Origin of the sequence: Leifsonia sp. NPDC077715 (assembly GCF_040686855.1) — a bacterium.
Taxonomy (GTDB): domain Bacteria; phylum Actinomycetota; class Actinomycetes; order Actinomycetales; family Microbacteriaceae; genus Leifsonia.
Genome location: NZ_JBFBOG010000003.1, coordinates 348,938 through 375,221 on the forward strand (window position 1 = coordinate 348,938; position 26,284 = coordinate 375,221).

Below are 26,284 nucleotides of genomic sequence, written 5' to 3' on the forward strand. Positions count from 1 at the left end.
CGTGCCGGGCCGTGGTCGCGCCTCGTCGCCGCTGAAGCGGCCGCGCCCGACTGCGCGCGGCTGGACCCTCGGCGCCGTCGGCGTCCTGGCCCTCATCGCGTCGGCGCTGTTCGGCCGCACCGACGTGCTGTTCGTCGGCGTGTTCCTCACCGTGCTGCCGCTCGCGGCCATGATCTCGGTGACCGTCGACCGGCCGCGACTGACCGTGACGCGGAGCTTCCATCCCGACGTGGTCGCCGTGGGCGAGCGGACGACCATCGTGACCGCCGCGCGCAACCAGTCACCGCGTCCCAGCCCGGCGGCGCGCTGGCGCGAGTCGGCCCCCGCCGTCGTGGGCGTGCAGCCATCGGCGCCGTTCCCGCGCCTCGGCGCGCACCAGCCCGACGCCGTCCGCGGGCGGGACACGGTCGTGCTGCGGCAGGACGTCGTTCCGGAGCGCCGCGGCGCGCACGCCGTCGGCCCGCTGATCGTCAGCCGGACCGATCCCTTCGGCGTGGCCTACGCCGAGTACGCGATCGGCCAGCCGCGCCAGCTGCTCGTCACGCCGCGCGTCGTCCCGCTGTCCCGCGGCGAGCTGGATGTGGCCCACAGCGAAGGCACGGAGCACGAGCTCCTGCGCCACAGCATCCCGAGCGCCGACGAGCTCATCGCACGCGAGTACCGGCCCGGCGACCCGCTGCGCCGCGTGCACTGGCGCGCGACCGCCCGGCACGACCAGCTGATGGTGCGGCAGGAGGAGCAGCGCAGCAACCCCGAGTCGTGGCTCTTGATGGACACGCGCGCCGTTCCCGCGGGCCCGGCCGGCACCGCGGAGGCCGCCGAGTTCGAGACGCTGGTCGACCTCGTGGCGTCGATCGGCGTCCACCTGCTCGACGAGGGCTTCGTGCTCAGCGTCGTCGAGACGGGTGAGCGACAGCTCTCCGGCCGCAGCGGCGCGGGCCGCACGGGCACGCTCGGGTCGACCACCGCCACCTACGACACCGGAAGCGCCGACCGGATGCTGCTCGCCGACCTCGCCGCCGTCGAGGCGACGCCTGTCGAGCGGGACGACGCCGTCTCCGAACTCGGTGCGGGGCTGCGCAAGGCGGGCCGTGCCGTCCCGGTCTTCGCCGTCCTCGCCGGCGCGCCGGGGGAGCTGGGCGCACTGGCGTCGCTGCGTTCGATGGGCGACCCCGCCGTCGCGTTCGTCGCGGACTCCGTCGCGCCGGACGTGATCGACGTGCTCGGCGACGCCGGGTGGTTGTGCGTGACCTTCCGCGCCGGGGACGACCCGGCGGAGTGCTGGCTGCGCGCGATGCACCGGCAACGGGCGAGGGTGGTGTCCGGTGGCGACTGAATCGCTCGCGCTCGCGGTCCCCCGGGTCGCCGCCCGCCGCCGTGTCGGCTATTGGCGCCTCACCGGCGCGATGACCCTCCAGGTGCTGGCGATCAGCTACGCGCTCGTCGGCCTCATCCAGGGCTTCGGGTGGTGGTTCGCCCTCGTCGGGACCGCCACGCTGGTGCTGGTCACCGGCGCCGGCCTCCGGAGCCTGGGCGTGCCGCGCGGCGTCGTGCCGGTGCTCCTGCTGGTCGAGTCGGCGGCGATCATGACTGCGGCGTTCGGGCGCGGGACCGGGCTGCTCGGCCTCATCCCGACGCCCGCGACCGTCGCCGGCTGGGGCCAGTACCTGCAGCAGGCGATGCTCTCCATCTACCAGCAGGGGACTCCGGCGGAAGCCTTGCCCGAGTTCCTGTTCCTGGTCGTCGGCGGCGGCTGCCTCCTCGCCCTCATGCTCGACACGCTCGCGGTCGCCATCCGGACGCCCGCCTTCACGGCGCTGGCGGTCGCCGCGGTGCTCGTGGTGCCGGGCGCGCTTCTGGGCGACGGCCTCGATCCGTTCGCCCTCGCCGCCTCCGCCGCCGCGTACCTGTGGCTGCTGCGCAGCGACGTCCGCACGAGGCGGTCCGCGACGCCGCGTCCGGGCGCAGCGCTCTCGGTCGGCGCCTCCGCCGTGGCGGTCGCCGTCATCCTCGCGGGCACGGCTCCCGGCTTCGAGCAGGGCGGGGCGACCTCGTTCACCGCCGGCGGCATCTCCATCGGCGGGACGGTGACACCGCTGGTCGACCTCGGGAAGGACCTGCGGCGCCCGGCCGCCGTGCGGGCGCTGACGTACACGACCAACGCGGCGAACGGCCAGTACCTCAAGCTCGCCTCCCTGGACCAGTTCACCGGCTCGGTGTGGAAGCACCGCGAGCGCGACACGAACCGGCTCACCGACGGTGCGACGATCGGGCCGGTCGCCGGGCTCTCGGACGCGGTCAAGACCACGAAGATCAGCACGACCATCGAGATCGATCAGATGACCAGCCGCTGGCTTCCTGCTCCCGCCCCGGTGCAGTCGGTCAAGGGGCTCAACGGCACCTGGTCGTGGGATCCGGACGACCTCACCATCGGCGGCATCAACTCCACCACGCAGGGCCAGCGGTACACCGCGACCAGCCTCGTGCTGCAGCCGACGGCCGACCAGCTCAAGGCGGCGGGCGGGATCGTCCCGCAGGACGTGCAGCGCGACCTCTTCCTGCCCCCGCGCATGCCGCAGATCATCCAGCAGACGGCTCTCGAGGCGACGAAGGACGCCCTCACCGAGTACGACAAGGCCGTCGCCCTGCAGGACTACTTCCGTGACAACGGCTTCGTGTACTCCACCCAGACCCCGCTGAAGCAGGGTTTCGACGGCGACGGCGCCCGGGTCATCGCCCGCTTCCTCGAGGTGAAGAGCGGATACTGCGTCCATTACGCCTCCGCGATGGCGCTCATGGCGCGCACGCTGGGCATCCCGTCGCGTGTCGCCGAAGGCTACCTGCCGGGCGCCACCAGCGGCGGCACCGCGTCGAACCCCGGCCAGTACACCGTCACCAGCGACGACCTGCACGCCTGGCCCGAGCTCTACTTCGCCGGCGTCGGCTGGGTGCCGTTCGAGCCCACCGTCGGTCGTGGCTCCGTCCCGGACTACACCCGTCCGCAGACGGACGCGGCCGCACCGGCGCCGACCTCGACGTCGACGTCCGGCGCGGCGCCCAAGGCGCTGGTGCCCACCGATCCGGCGAACCAGACCGGGTCCGCCACCTTCACCGCGCAGTCGACCGCGCAGCCCCTCGCGACCGGGATCGGCGTGAGCCTCCTCGTCATCGCCGCGCTGCTCGTCCCCGCGGTGTGGCGGCGCCTCCGACGCCGCAGACGCCTCCACGAGCTGAACGACGAGTGGGGCGGCGCCACCCTCGTCTGGGACGAGCTGCGCGATACCGTCCGCGACCTGGGATGGAGCGCGCCGCCGACCGAGACGCCGCGTGTCTTTGCCGGCCGGATCGCCGTCGCGGTCGCCGGCACGCCGGGGGAGGATGCCGTGAAACGTCTGCTCGCGGAGCTCGAGCGCGACGCGTACGGACCGCCGACACGCCGGTGGGCGGGAGGTCTCGCGGACGATCTCACCGCGGTCGTCGCCGCGCTGGAGGCGCAGGCGGGCGCCGCGCTCCGCATCAAGGCGCTGCTGCTTCCTGTGTCTCTGCTGCCAGCGGGCTGGCCTTCCGCCGCACGACCCCGGAGCGCCGCGTAAAATAGTTCCTCGTGACTACGAAGAACTCCCCGTACACCGTCAATGTGTACGACCTCATGCGCCATCCCGGCGCCATGCGCGAGCAGCGCATCAGCATCCCGGTCACGGAGAAGCTCGGCGAGGGCCTGATCAGCGTTCCCGAGGGCGAGACCATCGATCTCGACCTCCGGCTCGAGTCGATGCACGAGGGCATCCTCGTCACCGCGGACGCCCAGAGCACCGCCGTCGGCGTCTGCGGACGCTGCCTGATCGACATCGAGCAGCCCGTCCAAGTCGATTTCCAGGAACTTTTCGCGTATCCTTCTGACGAAGCTTTCGATTGTGAGGTTCACGACGACCACGTGGATCTTGAACCTCTGATCAGGGATGCGGTGGTGCTGTCACTGCCGTTCCAGCCGGTGTGCCGGCCGGACTGCCCGGGTCTCGACCCCGAGACCGGGGAGAGGCTGGCGGATGTACCGGACCGCGAGCCCACCCAGAACATCGATCCTCGATGGTCTGCGCTCGCAGGTTTCCAGGCTTCCGACACCGATGACCACCCGGATGTTTCCGGAACGAACACAGAGAAGAGATAGCCATGGCCGTCCCCAAGCGGAAGCAGTCGCGCGCCAACACCCACGCCCGCCGTTCGCAGTGGAAGGCCTCGGCCCCCACGCTGGTCAAGACCATCGAGAACGGCAAGGTCACCTACAGCCTCCCGCACCGCGCCAAGGTGGTCGAGGACTCGGCGGGCACCGCCCTCTTCCTCGAGTACAAGGGCCGCAAGGTCGCCGACGTCTGATCGTCGCGTGGTCTCTGAGAACACAGACCGCACTGCACTCCTCCAGAAGCTCGGGGTCGATATCGACCCCGAGCTTCTCGAGCTTGCGCTGACCCACCGCTCGTACGCCTACGAGCACGGCGGCATCCCCAACAACGAGCGCCTCGAATTCCTCGGCGACTCGATCCTGGGGCAGGCGGTCACGGTGAAGCTGTTCCGCGAGAACCCGCACCTCGACGAGGGCGAGCTCGCCAAACGGCGCGCCAGCCTCGTCAGCTCCGTCGCGCTGGCCGAGGTCGCGCGCGGCATCGGCCTGGGGGAGTACCTGAAGCTCGGCCGCGGCGAGAACCAGAGCGGCGGACGCGAGAAGGCGTCCATCCTCGCCGACACCGTGGAAGCGCTCATCGGCGCCACCTACCTGGACGCCGGCGGCGACGCCGCGACCGCGCTGGTCCTGCGTCTGATCGAGCCTCTGCTCGACGACCCGGACCGCTTCGGCGCCGCCATGGACCCCAAGACGAGCCTGCAGGAGGCGGCCGCCCACCGCGGCGCCGGTCTGCCCGTCTACACGGTCACGAACACCGGGCCGGACCACTCCAAGACCTTCCACGCCACCGTCGAGGTCGGCGAACTGGTCACGGCGACCGGCGAAGGCACCAGCAAGAAACAGGCCGAGATGGCCGCGGCGCTCAGCGCCTGGACGGAACTGACGAGACGACGTGCCAGAGCTTCCCGAGGTTGAGGTCGTCCGCGCCGGACTCGCCCCCGCGGTGACCGGCGCGACCATCCTCGGCGTGGAGGTCTTCGAGCCGCGGTCGCTGAAGCGGCATGATCCCATCGCGGGCGCCTTCGAGACGCTGCTCACCGGCCGGACCATGCAGGGACCGGTCCGACGCGGCAAGTTCTTGTGGATCCCGCTCGAGGGCACCCCGCGGCGCGCCATCGTCGCCCACCTCGGGATGAGCGGCCAGATCCTGCTGCGCGAGCCAGGCACCGCCGAGGCCGGCCTGCTCCGCATCCGCCTGCACATCGAGAGCCCGGACCACGGCGAGCTGTGGGTGCACTTCGTCGACCAGCGCATCTTCGGCTCCATGGCGGTCGACTCCCTCGTGCCGACGGACGACGGCGCGCACGGCGGTCTCGGCACCGACGAGCCGCTGATCCCGACCCAGGTCACCCACATCGCGCGCGACCCGCTGGACCCGGCGTTCGACGTCGCCCGCTTCTCCGCGGCTCTCGCCCGCAAGAACACCGGCATCAAGCGCGCCCTGCTGGATCAGACGCTCGTGAGCGGCATCGGCAACATCTACGCCGACGAGGCGCTGTGGGCCGCGCGCATCCACTACGCCCAGCCGGCGAACTCGCTGAGCCGCGCGAAGGTCCGCACCCTCCTCGCCGAGATCCGCCACGTGCTCGAGAAGGCGCTGGCCGAGGGAGGGACGAGCTTCGACGCTCAGTACGTCAACGTGAACGGCAACTCGGGCTACTTCTCCCACAGCCTCAACGCCTACGGCCGGCAGGGCGAGCCGTGCCCGCGCTGCGGCACCCCGATCGTCCGCGAGCAGTTCATGAACCGCGGCTCCCACTTCTGCCCGCGGTGTCAGCGGTTGCGGTGATTCCCGCTGGTACCAATTCTTGGTACTCTCGTCTCATGGCTCAGAACACCTCGATCAGCCTGGACCAGCACTTCTCCGACTTCCTCGCCAAGGAGGTCGACTCGGGCCGGTATCGCTCGGCGAGCGAGGTGGTCCGCGCCGGACTTCGGCTGCTCGAAGACCAGGAAACCCAACTCGCGGCATTGCGCACAGCGCTGATCGCGGGTGAAACCAGCGGCTCGCCCGAGGAGTTCGACTTCGACGCATTCATCGCGGCCAAGAAGTCGTGAGGTATCGCCTCACCCCGGCGGCGCAACGGGATCTGTCCCTGATCTGGGACTACACAGAAGACCGCTGGGACGCTCTGCAGGCAGAGACGTACATCACTGAGGTTCGGGCGGCCATCGAGCGCATCGCCGACGATCCCCGTCGTTGCCATCCGTGCGACGAGATCCGCCCGGGTTACCGCCGCTACGGCATCGGCAGCCACCTCGTCTTCTACTTCCCGCGCGAAAGCGGCGTGGACGTGATCCGCATCCTTCATCAGCGAATGGATCCAACGCGGCACTTCTGACGTCGCCGACTACCCCAGCGTCTTCTGCCAGTGCCCCGTCAGCGCGTGCGGTCGGAACCCGAACGCGCGGTTGATCGCGAGCATCGGGTCGTTCTCGTCGGCGTTCCAGGTCAGGATGCGGTGGATGTGCGGCGCCCGCCGCCCCAGCTCCTGGATGTTGCGCAGCTTCACCGCCGTGCCGAGCCGGTGGCCGCGGTGCACGCGGGCGACCAGGGTGTCGTACTGCTCCGCCTTGGTGCCGTCCGCCGGCACCGCGAGCTCCGTGTAGGCGGCGATCTCGCCCGTCGCCTCGTGCACCGCGGCGGTCACGAGCAGCGGCTCGCCGCGCGCCACCAGGGTGCGCTCCTGCGACCGGACCCGCTCGCCGTCCCAGTCCTCGGGGTCGACGGCGATGCCGGTCTGCGGGATGTCCGTCGTCATCCGCGCCTTCATCGCAGCGAAGCGCTCCAGCAGGTCGTCCGGCGCGGCGCCCCACCACGACACGAGCCGGAAGCCGTTCAGCCGCATCGTGAGACCGGCCTCCAGCGCGGGCGGCAGCGGCAGGTGCAGCTCGCTCGACCGCTCGATCTGGCCGAGCGTGTAGCCGTGTCGCAGGGCGAAGCGCACGTCCCGCGACTCGCGGGGGAGTCCGGCTGTCCCCGCCGGTGCGCGCACCAGCCGGTCCGCGCCCTCCAGCGTCCGCACGGGGTGCTCGGTGTACGTCGAGATCACGCGGCGTCCGCCGTCGGCCGCCAGCTCCTCGCCCTTCTCGAGCAGCGCCGTCCCGATGCCGCGTCCGCGCAGCGCCGGCGCCACGTCCACCAGCAGCGACACGGTCTCGGAGTCCTCGTCGAGCGGGAAGATCGCCTCCACGCGCCCGACGATCGCGCCCTCCTCGATCGCGACGAAGACGATCCGCTCGGTGTACTCCTGCTCCCGGTACGCGGCCAGCGCCTGCTCCGCCGTCTCGACGAAGTCCTCGTCGCCCCAGAGGTCGACCACGATGCCGTTCAGGACGCCGTTGAGCTCTTCGAACGCGGCCGATTCCGGTGTGCCGAGCGCATCCGGGATGGGCAGCCGCGTCACGCGCACGGTGCGACACCTCCTCGAGCCGGTCCACGAGAGGCTTCAGCCTATCCAGGCCGCTACGCGGTGTGAAGCATCCCGAACGGTTTGGTTTCGATCGTGTAAATCCCGATCCCGAATGGTGTGGCATTTCGTTGCGCGCACGGTAGTCTCAGCACACCTATTCGTGGTGCGACGAGGCAACAACGCCGCGTTCGCGACGAATTGAACGTCGAGAGGCAAGAGATGCTACGGAAGAAAGTCACCATCGGTGCGGCTGTTGCAGCGTCAGTCGCACTGCTCCTGGCTGGATGTGCGAACCAGCCGTCCACGGGAGGATCCACCAACGGGAACTCGTCCAAGGTCGACATCCCGGCGATCACGTCGGTCGATGTCCCCAAGGACGCGGTGCTCCCCGCGGGCGACGGAAAGGCCACCTGTCCTGCTGGCCTGACCATCGGCTACGTGGGCGCCGAGACCGGCCCGAACGCTCAGCTCGGTATCAACATCTACAACGGCATCCAGCTGGCGATCGACCAGCACAACGAGTCCAACAAGGGCTGCCAGGTCGCTTTCAAGAAGTTCGACACCGAGGGTGACCCGAACAAGGCGACCGGTCCGGTCACCCAGGCCGTCAACGAAGCCGACATCATCGGCGTCGTCGGCCTCCCGTTCTCGGGTGAGTCGAAGGCCACCGGCAACATCTTCGAGCAGCAGGGCCTGGTCCACATCACCCCGTCGGCCACCAACCCCGGCCTGACCCAGAACGGCTGGAAGACCTTCTTCCGCGGCCTGGGCAACGACGCGGTTCAGGGCCCGGCAGCGGCCAAGTTCCTCACCGGCAAGCTGGAGGCCAAGAAGGTCTACCTGGTCCAGGACGACTCCGACTACGGCATCGGCCTCGGCACCCAGACCTCGAAGGCGCTCGGCGACGCGCTCGTCGGCACCGACAAGGTGACCACCGGCCAGAAGGACTTCTCCGCGGTGATCTCCAAGATCATCAACGCGAAGCCGGACGCGGTCTACTACGCGGGCTACTACGCCGAGGGCGCTCCGTTCGACCAGCAGCTGGTCAACAAGGGCTACAAGGGCACCTTCGTCGGCCCGGACGGTGTGAAGGACGACCAGTTCATCAAGCTGGCCGGCGACGCGTCCAGCAACGCGTACTTCACCTGCCCCTGCATCCCGGGCGAGCTGATCACCGACTTCGAGGGCGCCTACAAGAAGCTCGCGAACGCCGAGCCGGGCACCTACTCGATCGAGGGCTACGACGCCGCGACCGTCCTCCTGTCGGGTATCGACAAGGGCAAGACGACCCGCGCCGACCTGCTCTCCTGGGTGAAGGACTACGACGCCGACGGCCTCAGCAAGCACTACAAGTGGGACGCCACCGGTGAGCTGCAGGCGCCTGCCGTCTACGGCTACAAGGTCGAGAACGGCAAGATCGTCCCGATCGGCACCATCGGAGAATAACGACACCAGGAGGGTGCCGCGGGCCCCAGCGGCCCGCGGCACCCTTCTTTTCGGACTACGCTCTTCAAATCGATCGGATCGACGGTGATCCGGCCCAGAACCCCTGGATGCTCGAATGCTCGAAACCCTCGTCCTCCATCCCGCCCTCGATAGTTCCTGGATCAACTTCGACGTCAACGCGCTCGTCCAGAACTTCTGGAGCGCCACCTTCGACGGCCTCACCTTCGGCGCGGTCTACGGCCTCATCGCCGTCGGCTACACCCTGGTGTACGGCGTCCTGAACCTCATCAACTTCGCTCACTCCGAAGTGTTCATCGTCGGCGCCTACGGCGTCGTCGTCACCCTCACCAGCCTGGGCTTCGGACCCAGCGCCCCCAACCTCAGTCCAGCGGCGATCGTCGGCGACCTCATATTGGCGCTGCTCGTCGGCATGGTCGCGGCGGGAGCGACCGCGTGGATCCTGGAGCGCGTCGCCTACCGGCCGCTGCGGAAACGCAATGCGCCCCGCCTGGTCTTCCTGATCACCGCGATCGGCGCGTCTTTCACGATCCAGTACCTGATCTTCCTGATCCGGGGCGCGAACGCGGAGCCGGCGGTGACCATGTTCATCCCGCAGCCGATCTTCGACGTCTTCGGCACGATCGTGAACAGCCAGCAGCTGATCATCGTCATCGCCTCGGTGCTGCTGATGGTGGGCACCGACTGGTTCATCCGCCGCACGCGCACCGGTCGCGGGATCCGCGCGGTCGCGCAGGACCCGGACACGGCGACGCTCATGGGCGTGAACAAGGAGCGGATCATCCAGATCACGTTCATCACCGGCGGTATCCTCGCCGGCGCCGCGGCCCTGTTCTACGTGATGCTCGTCCCCTCGGGCGTCATCTACAACGGCGGCTTCATCCTGGGCGTCAAGGCGTTCGCCGCGGCCGTCCTCGGCGGTATCGGCAACGTCCGCGGTGCACTGCTCGGCGGTCTGCTCCTGGGCGTCATCGGAAACTACGGCCAGATCCTGCTGGGCGACTCGCAGTGGACCGACGTGGTCGCGTTCGTCGTCCTGGTCCTCGTGCTGCTGGTCAAGCCCAGCGGCATCCTGGGCACCTCGCTCGGAAGGAGCCGCGCATGAGCATGACGGAAGGTCCCCGGGTCCTCCCCGACGGCCGCGAAGAGCAGGCGGTCGACGCGTTCGAGGCCGGCCGCGGAAAGCGAGCCAACGGCCCGTTCCAGCAGTTCCGCGACCGCTGGAACAACTTGCCCCGCCCCGTGCAGTGGGCGTGGCTGCTGATCGTCGTCGCGCTGGCGTACGCGCTGCCGTACCTCAACTTCTTCCCGTTGAGCACCGCGCCCGGCAACGACTGGCCGCTGGCCTGCTTCTCGATGGCCGTGTACGCGCTCATCGCGATCGGTCTGAACGTGGTGGTCGGCTACGCCGGCCTCCTCGACCTCGGCTATGTCGCGTTCTTCGCCGTCGGGTCGTACACCGCGGCGATGCTGACCAGCCCCGACTCGCCGTTCGTCAAGATCCCGTACCTGTGGACGATCCCGGTCGCCATCGCGGTGACGATGACCTTCGGCATCATCCTCGGCGTCCCGACGCTCCGCCTCCGCGGCGACTACCTGGCGATCGTGACGCTCGGCTTCGGTGAGATCGTCCGCATCCTCGCGACGATCATCCCGGCGATGAAGGGCCAGGTCGGCTTCCAGAACGTCGGTCACCCGCCGGGGACCAACGCCGACGGCGTGCCGATCTTCTCCAACTCGAACGGCGTGCCCTGGTACTGGCTGACGATCACGGTGATCATCGTGATCCTGCTGCTCGTCGGCAACCTGGAGCGCAGCCGCGTCGGCCGCGCCTGGGTCGCCATCCGCGAGGACGAGGACGCCGCCGAGATCATGGGCGTCCCCACCTTCAAGTACAAGGTGTGGGCGTTCGCGATCGGCGCCGGCGTCGGCGGCCTCTCCGGTGCCCTGTTCGCCGGTCAGGTCGGCTTCGTCAACAACCAGAAGTTCGACGTGCAGACGTCGATCCTGTTCCTCGCGGCCGTCGTCCTCGGCGGTGCGGGCAACAAGGTCGGCGCGATGCTGGGCGGCGCGATCGTGGCGTACATCCCGCTGCGGTTCACCGTCATCGCGGACTACAAGTACCTCATCTTCGGCATCGCCCTCGTGCTGATCATGATCTTCCGGTCGCAGGGCCTGTTCCCGGCGCGGCAGAAGCTGCTCGCCTACGGCAGGCACGCTTACCGGTTGATGGTGGACGCCGCGAAGCGGAGCCCGAGGCCGGTGACCGGGGCCACCCCGGCGGTCGGCACGGCGACGCTGGACGCGGGATCGCTCGATGGTGACGGCGCGAAGGGAGGCGCACGATGACGGACGCACGCAACACCGCTCCCGAGGAGGAGCCGGCGCTCGGCGCTAACGAGGACGAACTGGAGGCCGCGGGCATCGACCTGGAGGTCGCCGAGGCGGCGGCCCCGGACCGCGAGATCGCGGTCGAGGTCGGCGAGAACATCGTGGAGGTGCGCAACCTGACCGTGAAGTTCGGCGGTCTGACGGCGCTCGACGACGTGACGTTCGACATCCGCCGTGGCGAGATCCTGGGTCTGATCGGCCCGAACGGCGCGGGGAAGACGACCTGCTTCAACGCGATGACGGGCGTCTACAAGCCGACCAGCGGCGACGTGCTGCTGGAGGGCCAGACCATCAAGGGCCGCAAGCAGCACCAGATCACCCGGATGGGCCTGTCGCGCACGTTCCAGAACATCCGCCTCTTCGGCGAGATGACCGCTCTGGAGAACGTGGTCGTCGGCCTGGACGCGCGCCACCGCACCTCGGTGCCCGGCGCGCTGCTCCGCCTGCCGCGGCACCAGCGCGAGGAGAAGTCGTCGATCGACCGCGGCATGGCGCTGCTGGAGTTCGTCGGCATCGCCGACCACGCGGGTTCGCTGTCGCGGTCGCTGCCGTACGGCTACCAGCGCCGCCTGGAGATCGCGCGTGCGCTGGCGACGGACCCGAAGGTGCTCTGCCTGGACGAGCCGGCCGCCGGCTTCAACCCGGCGGAGAAGGAGGAGCTGATGGAGCTCATCCGCACCATCCGCGCCGACGGGTACACCGTGCTGCTGATCGAACACGACATGAAGCTGGTCATGGGCGTCACCGACCGGATCGTGGTGCTGGAGTTCGGGCGCAAGATCGCCGACGCCAGCCCGGAGGAGATCCGGAACGACCCGAAAGTGATCGCCGCCTACCTCGGGGAGCCCGAAGATGACGTTGCTTGAGCTGAAGAACATCAGCGTTTCCTACGGCCGGATCGAGGCCATCCACGACATGTCGTTCTCCGTGGAGGAGGGCGAGATCGTGAGCCTCATCGGGGCGAACGGCGCCGGCAAGTCGACCACCATGAAGACGATCTCGGGCATCCTCAACCCGTCGAAGGGGAGCATCCTCTTCGACGGAGAGGACATCACCAAGATGAAGGCGCACATCCGTGTGATCCGCGGGATCTCGCAGGCGCCGGAGGGCCGCGGGATCTTCCCGGGCATGACGGTGATGGAGAACCTCGACATGGGTGCCTTCGGCCGCAAGGACCGCTCGAAGATGGGCGAGGACTTCGACCGCGTGTTCGGGCTGTTCCCGCGCCTCGCGGAGCGCAAGACGCAGGTCGGCGGCACGATGTCCGGCGGCGAGCAACAGATGCTCGCCATCGGCCGCGCGCTCATGTCGAACCCGCGCCTCCTGCTCCTCGACGAGCCGTCGATGGGTCTGGCGCCGCAGTTCATCCGCCAGATCTTCTCGATCGTGACGGAGATCAACAAGCAGGGCACGACCGTCCTGTTGGTCGAGCAGAACGCCAACCAGGCGCTGGCCCGCGCACATCGCGCCTTCGTCCTCGAGACCGGCGTGATCACCCGCGCCGGCACCGGCCGCGAGCTGCTGTCCGACCCGGCGATCAAGGAGGCGTACCTGGGCGTCGCGTGACGCACCTCCATCGAGTACACGAAGAGTGCACGCTTTCCTCGCAGAGGGCGTGCACTCTTCGTGTACTCGGGGGTGGGTCGACCGGCGTTCCGGCACGGCCGCGCCGTGAACGTCCGGTAAATTCGCCTGCGTGTACTTGAAGAGTCTGACGCTCAAGGGCTTCAAGTCGTTCGCGCAGCCGACGACGTTCGCCTTCGAGCCGGGCGTCACCTGCGTCGTCGGCCCGAACGGGTCCGGCAAGTCGAACGTCGTCGACGCGCTCGCGTGGGTGATGGGGGAGCAGGGCGCCAAGACCCTTCGCGGCGGCAAGATGGAGGACGTCATCTTCGCCGGCACCGCCACCCGCGGCCCGCTCGGCCGCGCCGAGGTGCAGCTCACCATCGACAACTCCGACGGCGCTCTGCCGATCGAGTACTCCGAGGTCACCATCTCGCGCACGCTGTTCCGCAACGGCGGCAGCGAGTACGCCATCAACGGGCAGTCCTGCCGGCTCCTGGATGTGCAGGAGCTGCTCAGCGACTCCGGCCTCGGCCGCGAGATGCACGTCATCGTCGGCCAGGGTCAGCTCGACGCCGTCCTGCACGCCAGCCCCGAGGACCGCCGCGGCTTCATCGAGGAGGCCGCCGGCATCCTGAAGCACCGCCGCCGCAAGGAGAAGACACTCCGCAAGCTGGAGGCGATGCAGACCAACCTGACGCGCCTCAGCGACCTCGCGGGCGAGGTCCGCCGCCAGCTCAAGCCGCTCGGGCACCAGGCCGAGATCGCGCGCGAGGCGCAGTCCATCGCCGCAGTGGTTCGGGATGCGCGAGCGCGCCTCCTCGCGGACGAGGTCGTCACCCTCCGCCGCACCCTCGACTCCCACGGCCGCACCGAGGCGGAGCGGCACAGCGAGCAGATCGTGCTGCAGGAGCAGCTGGAGCAGAAGCAGCTCCGCCGCACCCGCCTGGAGCAGGCGCAGGTGGGGGATGCGGTCGACAAGGCCCGCAGCACCGCCTTCGCGCTGGAGTCGGTGCAGGAGCGGCTTCGCGGGCTCTTCACGCTCGCGAACCAGCGCGTCGCCCTGCTCGGCAGCCAGGCCGACTCCTCCGACGCCGCCCCGAGCGTCACTCCGCAGAACGTCCAGGACGCCCGCGACGAGGTCGAGCGACTGCGCGGCGTGGTGACCGAGGCGGAGGCGGCGTGGACCTCGGCGCAGGCCGCCACCCGCAACGCCCGCGCCCGGCTGGACGCGGTGGATGAGGAGATCGCGGCGCAGAGCGCGCTGGTCTCCCGTCACGATCTGGAGATCTCGAAGCTGAACGGTCAGGCCGAGGCGGCCGCCCAGCGGCTCGCGGCCGTCCGCGGCGAGGTGCTGCGCCAGCAGAACGCGCTGGACGCCGCCACCGAGCGACGCGAGCGCGCCCGCGCCGACTTCGCCGCTCGCGAGGCGGAGGCCGCGACCGCGGATGTCGGCGAGGGCGACCTCGACGAAGCGTACGAGCTCGCACAGGCGGCGGTCTTCGACGCGGAGGGCGAGATCGAGCGCCTGCGCGAGGAGCTGCACACGCTCGAACGCGAACGCGACGCCCTCGCCGCCCGCACCAGCGCCCTCTCGCTGGCGCTGGACCAGAAGGACGGCTCGGCCGCCCTGGTCGCCGCCCGTCTCGACGGCGTTCGCGGACTCGTGGCCGAGCACGTCCGCGTCCACCCCGGAAACGAGGCGGCCATCGCCGCCGCGCTCGGCACGCTGGCCGACGCCGTGCTCGCCGACGACCGGGAGGCCGCACGCGCCGCCGTCGCGCACGCCGCATCCGGCGACCTGGGCCGGGTGGAGGTCGTCATCGCCGACGCCCAGGCGGCCGACGTCGATCTGACCGGTGTCACCGGCGTCGTCCCGGCGACGAAGGTCGTCGAGGCTCCGCCCGGCGTCCGCGGCATCCTCGCGTTCACCGCCATCGCCGAGGACCTGGATGCGGCCCAGCGCGCGTTCGAGGCGTTCCGCGGTCGTGCGCTCGGCGGCCCGGTGACCATCATCACGACGTCCGGGGACGTGCTGACCGAGCACGTCCTCCGCGGCGGCTCCGGCGCCAAGCAGAGCCGCATCGAGCTCATCGCCGACCGGGAGGCCGCGCAGGAGCGTCTGAGCGAGGTCACCTCGCTCATCGACCGGGCGAAGTTCGCCCTCGCCGAGCAGCGCGGAGTGCTGCAGGTCGCCAAGGAGCAGTCGCAGGCCGCCCTCACGACCCTGCGCGAATTCGACGCGAAGCTCGCCGCGCGCACCGAGCAGCTGAACCGGCTGAAGGTGCAGCTGGAGGCGTCCCAGGCCGAGTTCGACCGTCTCAGCAAGGCGCTGGAGCAGGCCGCGGAGCGTGTGGCAGAAGCCGAGCAGGCGGCCGAGAAGGCGAAGTCCGAGCTGGATGCCGCCCGCTCGCGTCCCCGCCCCATCCTCGACGTCAGTGCCCGCGACGGGCTGTCTGCCGAACTGGATGCGGCCCGCGAAGCCGAGGTCGAGGCGCGCCTGGCCGTCGAGACGGCCAAGGAGCGCGTCCGCGCCGAGCAGGCCCGCGGCGAGGCCCTGGCCCGCCGGCTGGAGGCCGAGCGCGCCGCCGCCGAGGAGGCCGCGCGCCGCGCCGTCATCCGCCGCCGTCAGCTCGACGCCGCCGAGTCGGTGATCGCCGCCCTCCCGGCGGTGCTCTCGTCGGTCGACCGCAGCGTTGTGCAAGCCCGAGTGGAACTCGCGACCGCGGAGGCCGAGCGCGCCAGCCAGAACGAAGAGCTCGCCGCGCTGCGCCGCGACGAGAACGCCGTCCGGGAACGCCTGCAGGCCATCACGGAGTCGGTGCACGGCCTCGAGCTGCAGATCTACGAGAAGAAGCTGCACCTGTCCAGCCTCCTGGAGCGTGCGGGCAGCGAGCTCGGGCTGGTCGAGGACGTGCTGGTCGCCGAGTACGGACCCGACGTGCCGGTCCCGGTCGACGTGGCCCGCGGCGAGGAGCCCGACGCCGATCCGGACACTGAACCGCAGACCGTCCCCTTCGCGCGCGAGCAGCAGCAGAAGCGCCTCGCGGCGGCCGAGCGGAAGCTCGCGCAGCTCGGCCGCGTCAACCCGCTCGCCCTGGAGGAGTTCGCCGCCCTGGAGCAGCGGCACAAGTTCCTCACCGAGCAGCTGACCGACCTCACCAACACCCGCAAGGACCTGCTGACGATCATCGAGGACATCGACGAGCGGATGCAGACCATCTTCGAGTCCGCGTTCGCCGACACCGAGGCCGCGTTCACGCGCGTGTTCCCTATCCTGTTCCCCGGCGGTCAAGGCAGCATCACGCTGACCAACCCGGACGACCTGCTCACCACCGGCATCGAGGTCTCAGTGAAGCCGGCGGGGAAGAAGATCGAGCGCCTGTCGCTGCTCTCCGGCGGCGAGCGGTCGCTCGCCGCGGTCGCCCTGCTGATCGCGATCTTCAAGGCGCGGCCCAGCCCGTTCTACATCATGGACGAGGTGGAGGCGGCGCTGGACGACGCCAACCTCGGGCGTCTGCTGACGATCTTCGAAGACCTCCGCGAGAGCAGCCAGCTCATCGTGATCACTCACCAGAAGCGGACGATGGAGATCGCGGACGCGCTCTACGGCGTCTCGATGCGCCAGGACGGCGTCTCGGCGGTCGTCGGCCAGCGCGTCGCGCAGGAGCAGGCGAGCTGACGCGTCCCGCCTCCGAGTGGTGACATCATGTCGCCATCCGGGCGGGATTCGAGCATCCACTCACCACGTGATGGTGGCGAGGGCGTCGTCGAGGGGCGCCAGCGCGTCGGCAGCCCGCCGTTCGCAGTCGGCGGCGATCGCGTCCAGCCGTCCGTCGGGTGCTCCTTCGCGCAGCTGCCGTGCCAGCAGGAGGAGGTCCCGGTGGTCGCCCAGCGCATCCTGGACCGTCTCGGCCGCCGCGGCCAGGCGGACGGCGCGTTTCCTGTGCTCATCGGCCACGGCTTCTGCGGCGTAGCGCAGCCGCCGCGCCGCTTTGCGGGTCGCATGGCGCTGCTCCAGGCCGTCCCCGTTGCTCCGCCGCACACGCCGGACCGCCTTCTTGAGGCCCTTCCGTGCGACCTTTCCCGGGTCCGCCTCCCCGGCGTCGCTCAGCGGGGGAGTCGCGGCGAACTGCTGCAGGTCGGCCAGCAGCTCCCGGTGACCGCGGCTCCGCAGGAGTCGGAGCAGATCGTCCAACGCGCGCTCGTGCTGTTCGCGCGTCCTCGCCGCGAGGCTCGAGACCGCCTCGATGACGGCCGGGTCCGTCTGCTCGTCCGCGAGCCCGGCGAGGTCTCCGGCTCGTACCTCCAGGTCGCGCACATCGCCCAGCCGATGACCGAGCCCCTTCAGCCGCGCCCGCATCCGGCGCTCGGCGTCGCGATCGAACGCGCTGCGGTACACGCTCAGGATGCTGCGCACCCGCCGCACCCGCGTGCGCGCCTGATGGACCGCGTCCTCGCCGCCGGTCTCGATCGCCACCAGCTGCTCCGCCAGCTCCGCCGAGACCCCCACGAGCGCGTACATGACCACACGGTACATCCGGCCCGGCTAATCTGATCATCATGGCTGACCGCACCCCCTGGTCTCTGTCGGGCGCCCTTCGCGGGCTGTTCGCCAAGAAGACCATCGACGAAGACACCTGGGACGACCTCGAGACGGCGCTGATCACCGCCGACTTCGGCCCTGATGTCACCGAGGCGGTCGTCGACGACCTGCGCGCGAAGGTCGAGCGCTACCACACGACCGACCCGGCCGATCTGCAGCGCATGCTCCGCGAAACGCTCGAGGAGCGCCTGTCGAAGCTCGACACCACGCTCAAGCTCAGCGACCGTCCCGCGGTCGTGCTGGTCGTCGGCGTGAACGGCGTCGGCAAGACCACGACGATCGGCAAGTTCGCGAAGTTCCTGCGAACGTACGACCGCTCGGTCGTAGTCGGCGCGGCGGACACGTTCCGCGCCGCGGCCGTCGAACAGCTGGCGACCTGGGCCGAGCGCGCGGGCGCGGAGATCGTCCGCCCGCAGCAGCAGGGTCAGGACCCCGCCTCGGTCGCGTTCCAGACCGTCGAGAAGGCGAAGCACGACGGCACCGAGATCGTCATCATCGACACCGCCGGCCGGCTGCAGACCAAGGGCGGCCTGATGGACGAGCTGTCCAAGATCAAGCGCGTCGTCGAGAAGCAGTCGCCGATCGCCGAGGTGCTGCTCGTGCTCGACGCGACGACCGGCCAGAACGGCCTGGCGCAGGCCGAGGCGTTCCTCGAGCACGCCGGCGTGACCGGCCTGGTCCTCACCAAGCTCGACGGCTCGGCCAAGGGCGGATTCGTGCTCGCCGTGCAGGAGCGGACCGGCATCCCGATCAAGCTGGTCGGCCAGGGCGAGGGGATCAACGACCTGACCGGTTTCACCCCGCACGTCTTCGCCCAGCAGCTGGTGGGATAGGGTCGCGCCATGGCGATCGAGCACGACTTCTTCGGCCTCATCGACGAGACGGCGAGCGGTGGCCTCGCCTGGGACGACACGGTGGAGCTGGGCGACCAGACCGTCGAGGTCGAGCTGCTGGCCGACGACGAGAGCGGTGTGCCGGAGTTCGCACTGGATTCGGCTGCCGCGCTCATTCAGGCCCTGGAGGGCTTCGACGCCCGGGCGCGGGATGCGCTGATCGCCGAGCTCAGCTCCCGCCAGTCGGCCACGACCAGCTACATCGACGAGCACGTCGACAAGCTGGGAGACGACCTCCTCGACCTGCTGGTCTACAACTCCGGCGACATCGCCATCGACGTGCTGCGATCGCTGCAACTGCTCACCGTCGTCATCCAGGCCGACCACGCCGACGAGGACGAGGTGTTCGCCACCTTCGACTACTCCATCGCTCCGGACGAGACGGACGCGGTCCTGACGGTGTCGTTCGACGTCCGCGGCGACGTCGTCAACGTCGAGACATCGGGCCACTGATCGGCGCTCACGGCGCTTAGCCAACGTGGCCCGATAACATGGACGCATCATGGCTACTTTCGGCTCGCTGTCCGACCGTCTTGCGGACACCTTCAAGAACCTGCGCACCAAGGGCAAGCTGTCGCCGTCGGATGTCGACGGCACCGTGCGCGAGATCCGGCGCGCTCTGCTCGACGCCGACGTGGCGCTCCCGGTGGTCAAGGACTTCACCGGCAAGGTGCGCGAGCGTGCGCTCAGCGACGAGGTCAATAAGGCGCTGAACCCGGCGCAGCAGGTCGTCCAGATCGTCAACGAGGAGCTGATCGGCATCCTCGGCGGCCAGCAGCGCCGCCTGCAGTTCGCGAAGCGACCGCCGACGGTCATCATGCTCGCCGGTCTCCAGGGCGCCGGTAAGACGACCCTCGCCGGCAAGCTCGGCAAGTGGCTCGTCAAGGACGGCCACACGCCGCTGCTGGTCGCCGCCGACCTCCAGCGTCCCAACGCCGTCACCCAGCTGCAGATCGTCGGCGAGCAGGCCGGTGTCCCGGTCTTCGCGCCCGAGCCGGGCAACGGCGTCGGCAACCCCGTCAAGGTGGCCAAGGACGCGCTGAAGTTCGCCGAGACCAAGCAGTACGACACGGTCGTCATCGACACCGCCGGCCGCCTCGGCGTCGACGCCGAGCTGATGAAGCAGGCCGCCGACATCCGCAAGGCGACTGACCCGGACGAAGTCCTCTTCGTCATCGACGCGATGATCGGTCAGGATGCGGTCGCCACGGCGAAGGCGTTCCAGGACGGCGTCGACTTCACCGGCGTCGTGCTCTCCAAGCTCGACGGCGACGCGCGCGGCGGTGCGGCCCTGTCGGTGGCCTCCGTCACCGGTCGACCGATCATCTTCGCCTCGACGGGCGAGAACCTGGACGACTTCGAGCCGTTCCACCCCGACCGCATGGCGTCGCGCATCCTCGACCTCGGCGACATCCTCACCCTCATCGAGCAGGCCCAGGAGGCCTTCGACGAGGAGGAGGCGCGCAAGGTCGCCGAGAAGTTCGCGACGGACAGCTTCACGCTCGACGACTTCCTCAAGCAGATGCAGCAGCTGCGCAACATGGGCTCCATCAAGAAGATGATGGGCATGCTGCCGGGCGCCGGCCAGATGAAGCAGCAGCTGGACAACTTCGACGAGAAGGAGATCGTCCGCACGGAGGCGATCATCCAGTCCATGACGAAGGCCGAGCGCACCAACCCGAAGCTGCTCAACGGCTCCCGTCGCCTGCGCATCGCGAAGGGATCGGGCACCACGGTCACCGAGGTGAACCAGCTCGTGACCCGCTTCGAGCAGGCCGCCAAGATGATGAAGACCGTAGCCAAGGGCGGCGTGCCGAACGTCCCCGGCATGGGCCCCATCCCCGGCGCCTCCTACGCGGGCCGGAAGCAGGCCAAGAACAAGAAGAAGAGCGGTTCGCGCTCCGGAAACCCGGCGAAGCGCGCGGCGGAGAACGCCGCGCTGGCCGCCGGCGTCAAGCCGGGCGGCGCCGCCGCGGGCGGCAGCGGCTTCGGCCTCGGCAGTGCGCCGACCCCGCAGGGGGGCCCGTCCGACGACGAGATGGCCGCCCTCCAGAAGTTCCTCGGCCGCTAGCCGCGAGCCGCGAGCACAGCGAAAAAACGTCGCCGATCCACTCGATCGGCGACGTTTTTCCTGTGCTCGCGGGCTAGAGCGCGAGGTTGAGGGGGCGCAGCTTCGACTCGATGGTCTGCGCGACGACCTTCTGCCCGGCGGCGTTCGGGTGGATGCCGTCCGGCTGCAGCAGGTTCTGGTGGCCGACGAGCGGGAACCCGATGTCGAGCCAGGTGCCGTTCACATCCCGGACGGCGTCGCCGACGATCCCGTCGACCGTGGTCATCGTCGCGGGGGGCTGATCCGAGCCCCAGATGCCGGTGACGCCGATGATGGTCGCCTCGGGGAACTTCTCTCGCAGTTCGCGGAGCATCCCGTCGGCGTTGGCGGTCACCTGAGCCGGGTCCTGCTCGCGGTCGTTCCGCGTGGCGGCGAGCATGATGACCTCGGGGTGGAGGTGCAGGGCCTGGTCGACCTGCTGGCGGTACGTCGTGCCGTTCCAGCCGGCCTTCACGAAGCCCGAACCGGAGACGGCCAGGTCGGTGAGCCGCCAGCCGTGCTCGGCGGCGATGAGCGCGGGCCACGCCTGGCTCGGTGCCACACCCTTGCCGAAGGCGATGGAGTCGCCGATCGCGACGGCATCGACGGGCTCGCCGGCGCCCGCGTGACCGGTACCGGCGGCCGGGGCGGCCACGGCCGACGATCGCGGATCGGCGGCGAGCGGACGCGCGGTCGGCGCAGCGGCGCATCCCGCCAGGGCGAGGAGGGCGGCGGTCAGGGCCGCGGGTGCCAGGACGGCGATTCGGGTGCGCACGGGTGCGAGGCTAAACGCAGCAACCTGCGAAAACCCTGTGTGCGGCTCCCGGGCGTGTCAGTGCGGTGGTAATCCCTCAGGTCAACGCAGGACGAGCTGGGAGGCGATGCCGTCCGCGATGGTGTCGGCGAGCATCCTCTGGCCCTCCACGGTGGGGTGCACGTGGTCGGCGAGCACCAGCTCCGGATGCCCGGTGAACGGCTGGCCGAGCTCGACCCACGATCCGCCGACGTCCAGCACCGCCTCCTTGACCGTCTTGTCGATCACCGCGATCTGGGCGGGCGGCTGGTCGGAGCCCCACAGCGGACCGACGCCGATGATCCGGGCGTGGGGGAGTGCCGTCCGGAGACGCTGGAGCGCTGCGGTGGCCGCCGCCTTCAGCCCCTCCGTGGAGGCGAAGACGTCGTTGCGCGTCCCGCCGATCAGGACGATCTCCGGTCGCAGCCGGATGACGGCGCTGACCTGGTCGTCGAACGTGTGGGTGTTGAGCCCCTTGACCGTGAAGCCGGCAGCGCTCTCGGCGAAGTCGCTCAGCGTCCAGCCGAAGCGGTCGGCGACGAGCAGCGGCCAGGCGTCCTCGGCGGGGACGCCGTTGCCGATCGCGATCGAGTCGCCGATGGCGGCCGCTGTGACGGGCGCCGGGGTCCCCGTGCTCGTCGGGCTCGGGGAGGGGAGGAGGGTGGGAGCGGGGGCGGCCTGCCCCGCCGCGGTGCAGCCCGTGAGGGCTGTGGCGACGACGGTCGCGGCGACGAGGGTGGCGAGGCGGGCCCCGAGGGAACGTCGGTTCGTCACGCCACTACGCTACCCGAGGCCCCTGCGAGCCCACTCACACGTCGAGCTTCGACTCGACGACGGCGGCGATCGCCTGCTGGCCGGGGAGGGTGGGATGCTCGCCGTCGTCCTGCACCAGTCCGGCGACACCCCGGTACGGCTGGCCGAGGTCGAACCAGTCCCCGCCGACCTCCTCGACGGCCTGCTGCAGCGCGGAATCGACCGGCGCGAGGTCGTCGTCGGACGCTGCGCCCGAGAGGGCGTTGAAGCCGACGATGCGCGCATCCGGCAGGTCGCTGTGCAGGCGGTCGACGGCGCTCTTCATGGCGCCTGCGACCTCGGCGAGATCCTGTCCGAGATCGTTGTCCGAGGCGCCGATGAGCACCAGTTGCGCCTTGGCCGCGATGGCCGTGTCCACCTGCGCCGAGAAGTCGTGCCCGTCGGAGCCCTGAGCGACGAATCCCGCGCCCGGCACGCTGAGGTTGTCGAGCCGCCACCCGCGCGACTGCGCGACGAGAGCGGGCCACGCCTCTGACGGTTCCAGGCCCAGTCCCGACTCGATCGAGTCGCCGACGATCGCGACGCGCTCTGCCGCGGCAGTCGGCGTCGAGGCCGCTCCGACCGCGTCGGCGGCGCCCCCGTTCGTCACCGCGCACCCCGACAGCGCCGCCAGGGCCAGCAGCGCGGCGCTGATGGCCGTGGCTGCCGCGGCGAGGGGGCGTCGAGCGAGCATGCACACACCGTACGCGCGGATCCTATGGATGCGCTCAGCGCGCCAGCCCGCTGCGCAGCTCGTGCGTGAGCGAGCTCACCACGGCCTGCAGGCTGCCGCCGTTCTGCTCGGCGACCGCGAGCTGGCGCTGGTAGCTCGCGCCCGTGTCCAGGATGGTGAGCACCGTACCGAGCTCGTCCACGCAGCCCAGCCGCTCGGCCTCGGGCTGCAGGTCCTCGACCAGGTCCCGGAGCGAGTCGGAGACCAACCGCTCGCTCCCGTCCGGGGCCAGGATGATGTCCGCGTCGAGCCCGTACCGCGCGGCACGCCACTTGTTCTCGCGCACGAACCACGGCTGCAGGGTGACCGGCTCCACGCCCTCGTCCAGCTGCCCCGACATCCGGTCGGTGAGGCAGTGGATGAGCGCCGCGACGGCGCCGACCTCGTCGGGCGTCGACAGTCCGTCGCAGGCGCGCATCTCGACCGTGCCCCACTTCGGCGACGGGCGGATGTCCCAGCGCACCTCGGAGTGGTCCTCGACGACGCCGGTGGTCACCAGGTCCTGGACGTACTCCTCGTAGTTCGCCCAGGTGCCGAACTGCCAGGGCAGGCCGGCGGTCGGCAGCTGCTGGAACATCAGCGCGCGATTGGAGGCGTATCCGGTGCGTGCCCCCGCCCAGAACGGGCTGGACGCGCTGAGCGCCTGCAGGTGCGGGTAATAGGTGAGCAGCCCGTTCACGATCGGGAGCGCCTTGTCGACCGAGTCGATCCCGACATGCACGTGCACGCCCCAGATCATCATCTGCCGCCCCCACCACTGCGTCCGGTCCAGGAGGCGGTCGTAGCGCTCGTTCGGCGTCACCTTCTGGTCGAACCACTGGGCGAAGGGATGCGTCCCCGCGCACATCAGCTCCACGCCGAGCGGGTCCGTCACCTCGCGGACCAGGCCGATCAGCTCCTGCAGGTCGGTGATCGCCGCCGGGACCGTCTTGTGCACCCGGCTGACCAGCTCGACGGTGTTCAGCAGCAGCTCGTGCGTGATCTGCGGGTGCTCGCGGCCGTCCGGAGTCCCCAGCTCCCGAAGCACCTCGTCGGCGATGTGGACCAGGTCGCCCGTGGAGCCGTCCACGAGCGCCAGCTCCCACTCGATGCCCACGGTGGAGCGCTCGGACTCCGAGAATTCGATCTGCATACGGTCGTCCCGTCCATCCGATTGTTCAAAGGGGCGCAATGTCTGACAGAATAGCTAGTTGAGTTCGACGTGCCCGACCCTCTATCCGGCCCGTGGGACGAACATTAGACCTCCTGCCGCGTGTGCCCCCACGCCCACGGCAGTCAGTTCGACACAACTCATCCACTCATACAGGAGAACCGTGGCTGTCAAAATCCGTCTGAAGCGCCTGGGCAAGATCCGCGCTCCGTACTACCGCATCGTCGTCGCCGACTCGCGCACCAAGCGCGACGGTCGCGTCATCGAGGAGATCGGTCTGTACCACCCGACCGAGGAGCCCTCGCGCATCGAGGTCGACTCCGACCGCGCGCAGTACTGGCTGAGCGTCGGCGCCCAGCCGACCGAGCAGGTCACCGCGCTGCTGAAGCTCACCGGCGACTGGGGCAAGTTCAAGGGCGACAAGAACGCCGTCTCGACCGTGAAGACCGCTGACGAGAAGGTCGCGTTCGTCGCCGACGAGAAGAAGAAGCCGGTGCTGAAGCCGAAGGCCGAGAAGCCGTCCGCCGCCGAGGCCGAGGCGGTCGTCGAGGCCGAGGTCGAGCGCGAGGAGGCCGACGAGGCCAACGTCGTCGCCGAGGCCGAGGCCATTGCCGACGACGCGTCCGACGAGAAGGCCTGACGTCTTGCTCGCACCCGCGCTCACGCACCTGGTCAAGGGGATCGTCGATCACCCTGACGACGTCCACGTCGTGGCCAAGAGCTCCCCGCGTGGCGAGGTCCTCGAGATTCGTGTGAATCCCGAGGACCTCGGCCGGGTGATCGGCCGCTCCGGCCGCACGGCGAAGGCCCTCCGCACCCTCGTGACCGCGTTGGCCGACGGCCGGCGCGTCCGTGTCGACGTCGTCGACGACTGAGGTGGCGGACCACAAACTGCCTCGCAAGGAGGTCGCCCCCCGGCCCGGTCAGACCGAGCTGCGCGTGGGGCGTCTCACGAAGGCGCACGGCCTCAAAGGCGCGCTGAAACTCGAGCTCTACACGGACGAGCCCGAGAAGCGGTTCGTACCCGGCGCGGTGTTCACCCTCCAGGTGCCCACCGCGTCCAAGTGGCACGGCAAGACGCTCGAGCTGTCCGAGCTGCGCTGGTACAACGGCCACCCGGTCGGGTTCTTCGTGGGCGTCGACGACCGTACGGAGGCCGAGACGCTGGTCAAGGCCATCCTCTGGGTCAGCCAGGACGAGAAGCAGCTGCCGGACGAGGAGGACGCCTGGTACGACCATCAGCTGGTCGGACTGGACGCGCTCCGCGACGGCGTGAAGGTCGGCCGCGTGGCGCGCGTCGACCACCTCCCGGCGCAGGACCTGCTGGCCGTCGCGACCGCCGACGGCGAGGTGCTGGTGCCGTTCGTCAAGGCGATCGTGCCGGAGGTCGATCTGACGGCTGGCACCGTCACGCTGACGCCGCCGGCGGGACTCTTCGAGGACCTTCCGGACGACGAGCCGGAACCGGCGGAGGAGACCGAGCCGGAGCCGTCCCCCGACGACGCTCCGGGCGAGGACGAGGACTGAGAAGAGGGCGACCCACGGGTCGCCCTCTTCGTCGTTCAGCCGACGATCGCGAGACCGCGACCGCGGAGGGCGCGGGCGTCCGCGTCCAGCGCCGAGAGCAGCCGTTCGTGCGTGCCCACGATGTGGGCGTGGATGCGCTCGGCCGCGGCGTCCGCCTGCCGTTCTGCGATGAGCCCCACGATCTCGCGGTGCTCCTGCCACGCCTCCTCGCTGCGGGCGACGAGCCAGCGAGAGCGGGCCAGCCGCGTCATCGCCGAGTCCACGGCGTCGGCGAAGAAGTGGTTGCCCGACAGCGCGGCAAGGCGGACGTGGAAGTGCGTTCCCGCGCGAACGGCCTCGTCGGCCGGGACGCTCGTGTCGAACTCGTCGAGGTGCGCCGCCAGCACCGCGATGTCGTCGTCGGATGCGCGCGCGCAACTGAGGCGCGCGGCGGCGGTCTCCACGGCGTCGCGCAGCTCGCTGAGGCGGCCGATCTCGCCGAGGTCGATGGGGGAGACCTGCCAGGCGCGGCCGTCGCGCGCGACCAGCCCTTCGGCCTCCAGTCGCATCAGCGCAGCGCGGAGCGGGGTGCGGGACGCGCCGAGTTCTGCTTCGAGTCCGCGCTCCGTGAGCCGGGACCCGGGCACTCGGTCGAGGTCGAGGATCTGCGAGCGCAGGCGGTCGTACGCGATGGGCTCGGGCATGATCCTC

General features: G+C 70.1%; 27 protein-coding genes. 20 read left to right on the top strand and 7 right to left on the bottom strand.

Annotation, left to right across the window (positions count from 1 at the left end):
* The first annotated feature begins 1 nt into the window (after window position 1).
* Genes AB0P25_RS15470 through AB0P25_RS15505 form a run of 8 tightly spaced genes read left to right on the top strand, consistent with a single transcriptional unit; the run spans window position 2 to window position 6,522 of the window.
* Window positions 2-1,336: a DUF58 domain-containing protein gene (locus AB0P25_RS15470; protein ID WP_363808478.1), complete on the top strand. Its 1,335-nt coding sequence runs from the start codon at window positions 2-4 to the stop codon at window positions 1,334-1,336.
* Entirely contained in the window at window positions 1,326-3,593 is a 2,268-nt protein-coding gene (locus tag AB0P25_RS15475; RefSeq protein ID WP_363808480.1) for a DUF3488 and transglutaminase-like domain-containing protein, read from the top strand. Before AB0P25_RS15470 ends, AB0P25_RS15475 begins: the two co-directional genes overlap by 11 nt.
* An 11-nt stretch (window positions 3,594-3,604) precedes the next feature.
* On the top strand, window positions 3,605-4,168 hold the full coding sequence (locus tag AB0P25_RS15480; RefSeq protein ID WP_363808481.1) for a YceD family protein: 564 nt from the start codon (window positions 3,605-3,607) through the stop codon (window positions 4,166-4,168).
* Between the two features lie 2 nt (window positions 4,169-4,170).
* Complete coding sequence (rpmF, locus tag AB0P25_RS15485; protein ID WP_064108731.1) at window positions 4,171-4,374, top strand: 50S ribosomal protein L32; 204 nt, start codon at window positions 4,171-4,173, stop codon at window positions 4,372-4,374.
* Between the two features lie 7 nt (window positions 4,375-4,381).
* A complete protein-coding gene (gene rnc / locus AB0P25_RS15490; protein ID WP_363808482.1) occupies window positions 4,382-5,095 on the top strand; it encodes a ribonuclease III in 714 nt (237 codons plus the stop codon).
* Window positions 5,073-5,969, top strand: coding sequence for a bifunctional DNA-formamidopyrimidine glycosylase/DNA-(apurinic or apyrimidinic site) lyase (gene mutM / locus AB0P25_RS15495; protein WP_363808483.1), 897 nt, complete (start codon window positions 5,073-5,075; stop codon window positions 5,967-5,969). The genes rnc and mutM overlap by 23 nt, the downstream gene beginning before the upstream one ends.
* Window positions 5,970-6,004: 35 nt before the next feature.
* A complete protein-coding gene (locus tag AB0P25_RS15500; RefSeq protein WP_363808485.1) occupies window positions 6,005-6,238 on the top strand; it encodes a type II toxin-antitoxin system ParD family antitoxin in 234 nt (77 codons plus the stop codon).
* Window positions 6,235-6,522 carry a type II toxin-antitoxin system RelE/ParE family toxin gene (locus tag AB0P25_RS15505; protein WP_363808487.1) on the top strand — a complete coding sequence of 96 codons (288 nt, stop codon included), beginning with the start codon at window positions 6,235-6,237 and terminating at the stop codon, window positions 6,520-6,522. Before AB0P25_RS15500 ends, AB0P25_RS15505 begins: the two co-directional genes overlap by 4 nt.
* A gap of 9 nt (window positions 6,523-6,531) precedes the next feature.
* On the opposite strand, the gene AB0P25_RS15510 is transcribed toward AB0P25_RS15505, so the two are convergent.
* Window positions 6,532-7,593 carry a GNAT family N-acetyltransferase gene (locus AB0P25_RS15510; protein WP_363808488.1) on the bottom strand — a complete coding sequence of 354 codons (1,062 nt, stop codon included), beginning with the start codon at window positions 7,591-7,593 and terminating at the stop codon, window positions 6,532-6,534.
* A gap of 219 nt (window positions 7,594-7,812) precedes the next feature.
* Between AB0P25_RS15510 and AB0P25_RS15515 the strand changes: the two genes are divergently transcribed.
* From AB0P25_RS15515 to smc, 6 genes are all read left to right on the top strand, one after another.
* Window positions 7,813-9,039 carry a branched-chain amino acid ABC transporter substrate-binding protein gene (locus tag AB0P25_RS15515; RefSeq protein ID WP_363808490.1) on the top strand — a complete coding sequence of 409 codons (1,227 nt, stop codon included), beginning with the start codon at window positions 7,813-7,815 and terminating at the stop codon, window positions 9,037-9,039.
* 115 nt (window positions 9,040-9,154) lie between these two features.
* Entirely contained in the window at window positions 9,155-10,162 is a 1,008-nt protein-coding gene (locus AB0P25_RS15520) for a branched-chain amino acid ABC transporter permease (protein WP_363808491.1), read from the top strand.
* Complete coding sequence (locus AB0P25_RS15525) at window positions 10,159-11,406, top strand: branched-chain amino acid ABC transporter permease (RefSeq protein ID WP_363808492.1); 1,248 nt, start codon at window positions 10,159-10,161, stop codon at window positions 11,404-11,406. Before AB0P25_RS15520 ends, AB0P25_RS15525 begins: the two co-directional genes overlap by 4 nt.
* Window positions 11,403-12,314, top strand: coding sequence for an ABC transporter ATP-binding protein (locus AB0P25_RS15530; RefSeq protein ID WP_363808493.1), 912 nt, complete (start codon window positions 11,403-11,405; stop codon window positions 12,312-12,314). The genes AB0P25_RS15525 and AB0P25_RS15530 overlap by 4 nt, the downstream gene beginning before the upstream one ends.
* Window positions 12,307-13,014 carry an ABC transporter ATP-binding protein gene (locus AB0P25_RS15535; protein WP_363809321.1) on the top strand — a complete coding sequence of 236 codons (708 nt, stop codon included), beginning with the start codon at window positions 12,307-12,309 and terminating at the stop codon, window positions 13,012-13,014. The genes AB0P25_RS15530 and AB0P25_RS15535 overlap by 8 nt, the downstream gene beginning before the upstream one ends.
* 130 nt (window positions 13,015-13,144) lie before the next feature.
* Window positions 13,145-16,693 (top strand): chromosome segregation protein SMC, encoded by a 3,549-nt coding sequence (gene smc, locus AB0P25_RS15540; protein ID WP_363808494.1) that lies wholly within the window; start codon window positions 13,145-13,147, stop codon window positions 16,691-16,693.
* 60 nt (window positions 16,694-16,753) lie between these two features.
* On the opposite strand, the gene AB0P25_RS15545 is transcribed toward smc, so the two are convergent.
* Window positions 16,754-17,536 carry a CHAD domain-containing protein gene (locus AB0P25_RS15545; protein WP_363808495.1) on the bottom strand — a complete coding sequence of 261 codons (783 nt, stop codon included), beginning with the start codon at window positions 17,534-17,536 and terminating at the stop codon, window positions 16,754-16,756.
* A 38-nt stretch (window positions 17,537-17,574) separates the two neighbouring features.
* Here AB0P25_RS15545 and ftsY point away from each other — a divergent pair, with 38 nt between their 5' ends.
* The 3 genes from ftsY to ffh are packed head-to-tail and all read left to right on the top strand — an operon-like array spanning window position 17,575 to window position 20,581.
* Window positions 17,575-18,450, top strand: a complete 876-nt coding sequence (ftsY, locus tag AB0P25_RS15550) for a signal recognition particle-docking protein FtsY (RefSeq protein WP_363808496.1) — start codon at window positions 17,575-17,577, stop codon at window positions 18,448-18,450.
* A gap of 9 nt (window positions 18,451-18,459) precedes the next feature.
* Entirely contained in the window at window positions 18,460-18,963 is a 504-nt protein-coding gene (locus AB0P25_RS15555) for a DUF2004 domain-containing protein (RefSeq protein WP_363808498.1), read from the top strand.
* A gap of 49 nt (window positions 18,964-19,012) precedes the next feature.
* Window positions 19,013-20,581, top strand: a complete 1,569-nt coding sequence (ffh, locus tag AB0P25_RS15560; RefSeq protein ID WP_363808500.1) for a signal recognition particle protein — start codon at window positions 19,013-19,015, stop codon at window positions 20,579-20,581.
* Between the two features lie 73 nt (window positions 20,582-20,654).
* On the opposite strand, the gene AB0P25_RS15565 is transcribed toward ffh, so the two are convergent.
* The 4 genes from AB0P25_RS15565 to AB0P25_RS15580 form a co-directional block, all read right to left on the bottom strand.
* Complete coding sequence (locus AB0P25_RS15565; protein ID WP_363808502.1) at window positions 20,655-21,374, bottom strand: GDSL-type esterase/lipase family protein; 720 nt, start codon at window positions 21,372-21,374, stop codon at window positions 20,655-20,657.
* Between the two features lie 81 nt (window positions 21,375-21,455).
* Window positions 21,456-22,166: a GDSL-type esterase/lipase family protein gene (locus AB0P25_RS15570; RefSeq protein WP_363808503.1), complete on the bottom strand. Its 711-nt coding sequence runs from the start codon at window positions 22,164-22,166 to the stop codon at window positions 21,456-21,458.
* A 34-nt stretch (window positions 22,167-22,200) separates the two neighbouring features.
* Window positions 22,201-22,878, bottom strand: a complete 678-nt coding sequence (locus tag AB0P25_RS15575; protein ID WP_363808504.1) for an SGNH/GDSL hydrolase family protein — start codon at window positions 22,876-22,878, stop codon at window positions 22,201-22,203.
* Window positions 22,879-22,912: 34 nt separating this feature from the next.
* Window positions 22,913-24,049 carry a glutamate--cysteine ligase gene (locus AB0P25_RS15580; protein ID WP_363808505.1) on the bottom strand — a complete coding sequence of 379 codons (1,137 nt, stop codon included), beginning with the start codon at window positions 24,047-24,049 and terminating at the stop codon, window positions 22,913-22,915.
* A gap of 181 nt (window positions 24,050-24,230) precedes the next feature.
* Here AB0P25_RS15580 and rpsP point away from each other — a divergent pair, with 181 nt between their 5' ends.
* From rpsP to rimM, 3 genes are read left to right on the top strand one after another with little or no spacing between them, the layout of a single operon-like run.
* On the top strand, window positions 24,231-24,707 hold the full coding sequence (rpsP, locus tag AB0P25_RS15585) for a 30S ribosomal protein S16 (RefSeq protein WP_064108751.1): 477 nt from the start codon (window positions 24,231-24,233) through the stop codon (window positions 24,705-24,707).
* A 4-nt stretch (window positions 24,708-24,711) separates the two neighbouring features.
* Entirely contained in the window at window positions 24,712-24,942 is a 231-nt protein-coding gene (locus tag AB0P25_RS15590; protein ID WP_115694959.1) for an RNA-binding protein, read from the top strand.
* A 1-nt stretch (window position 24,943) separates the two neighbouring features.
* A complete protein-coding gene (gene rimM / locus AB0P25_RS15595) occupies window positions 24,944-25,594 on the top strand; it encodes a ribosome maturation factor RimM (RefSeq protein WP_363808507.1) in 651 nt (216 codons plus the stop codon).
* A gap of 35 nt (window positions 25,595-25,629) precedes the next feature.
* Here rimM and AB0P25_RS15600 read toward each other — a convergent pair whose 3' ends face one another.
* A complete protein-coding gene (locus AB0P25_RS15600; protein ID WP_363808509.1) occupies window positions 25,630-26,277 on the bottom strand; it encodes a GntR family transcriptional regulator in 648 nt (215 codons plus the stop codon).
* Window positions 26,278-26,284: the final 7 nt, after the last annotated feature.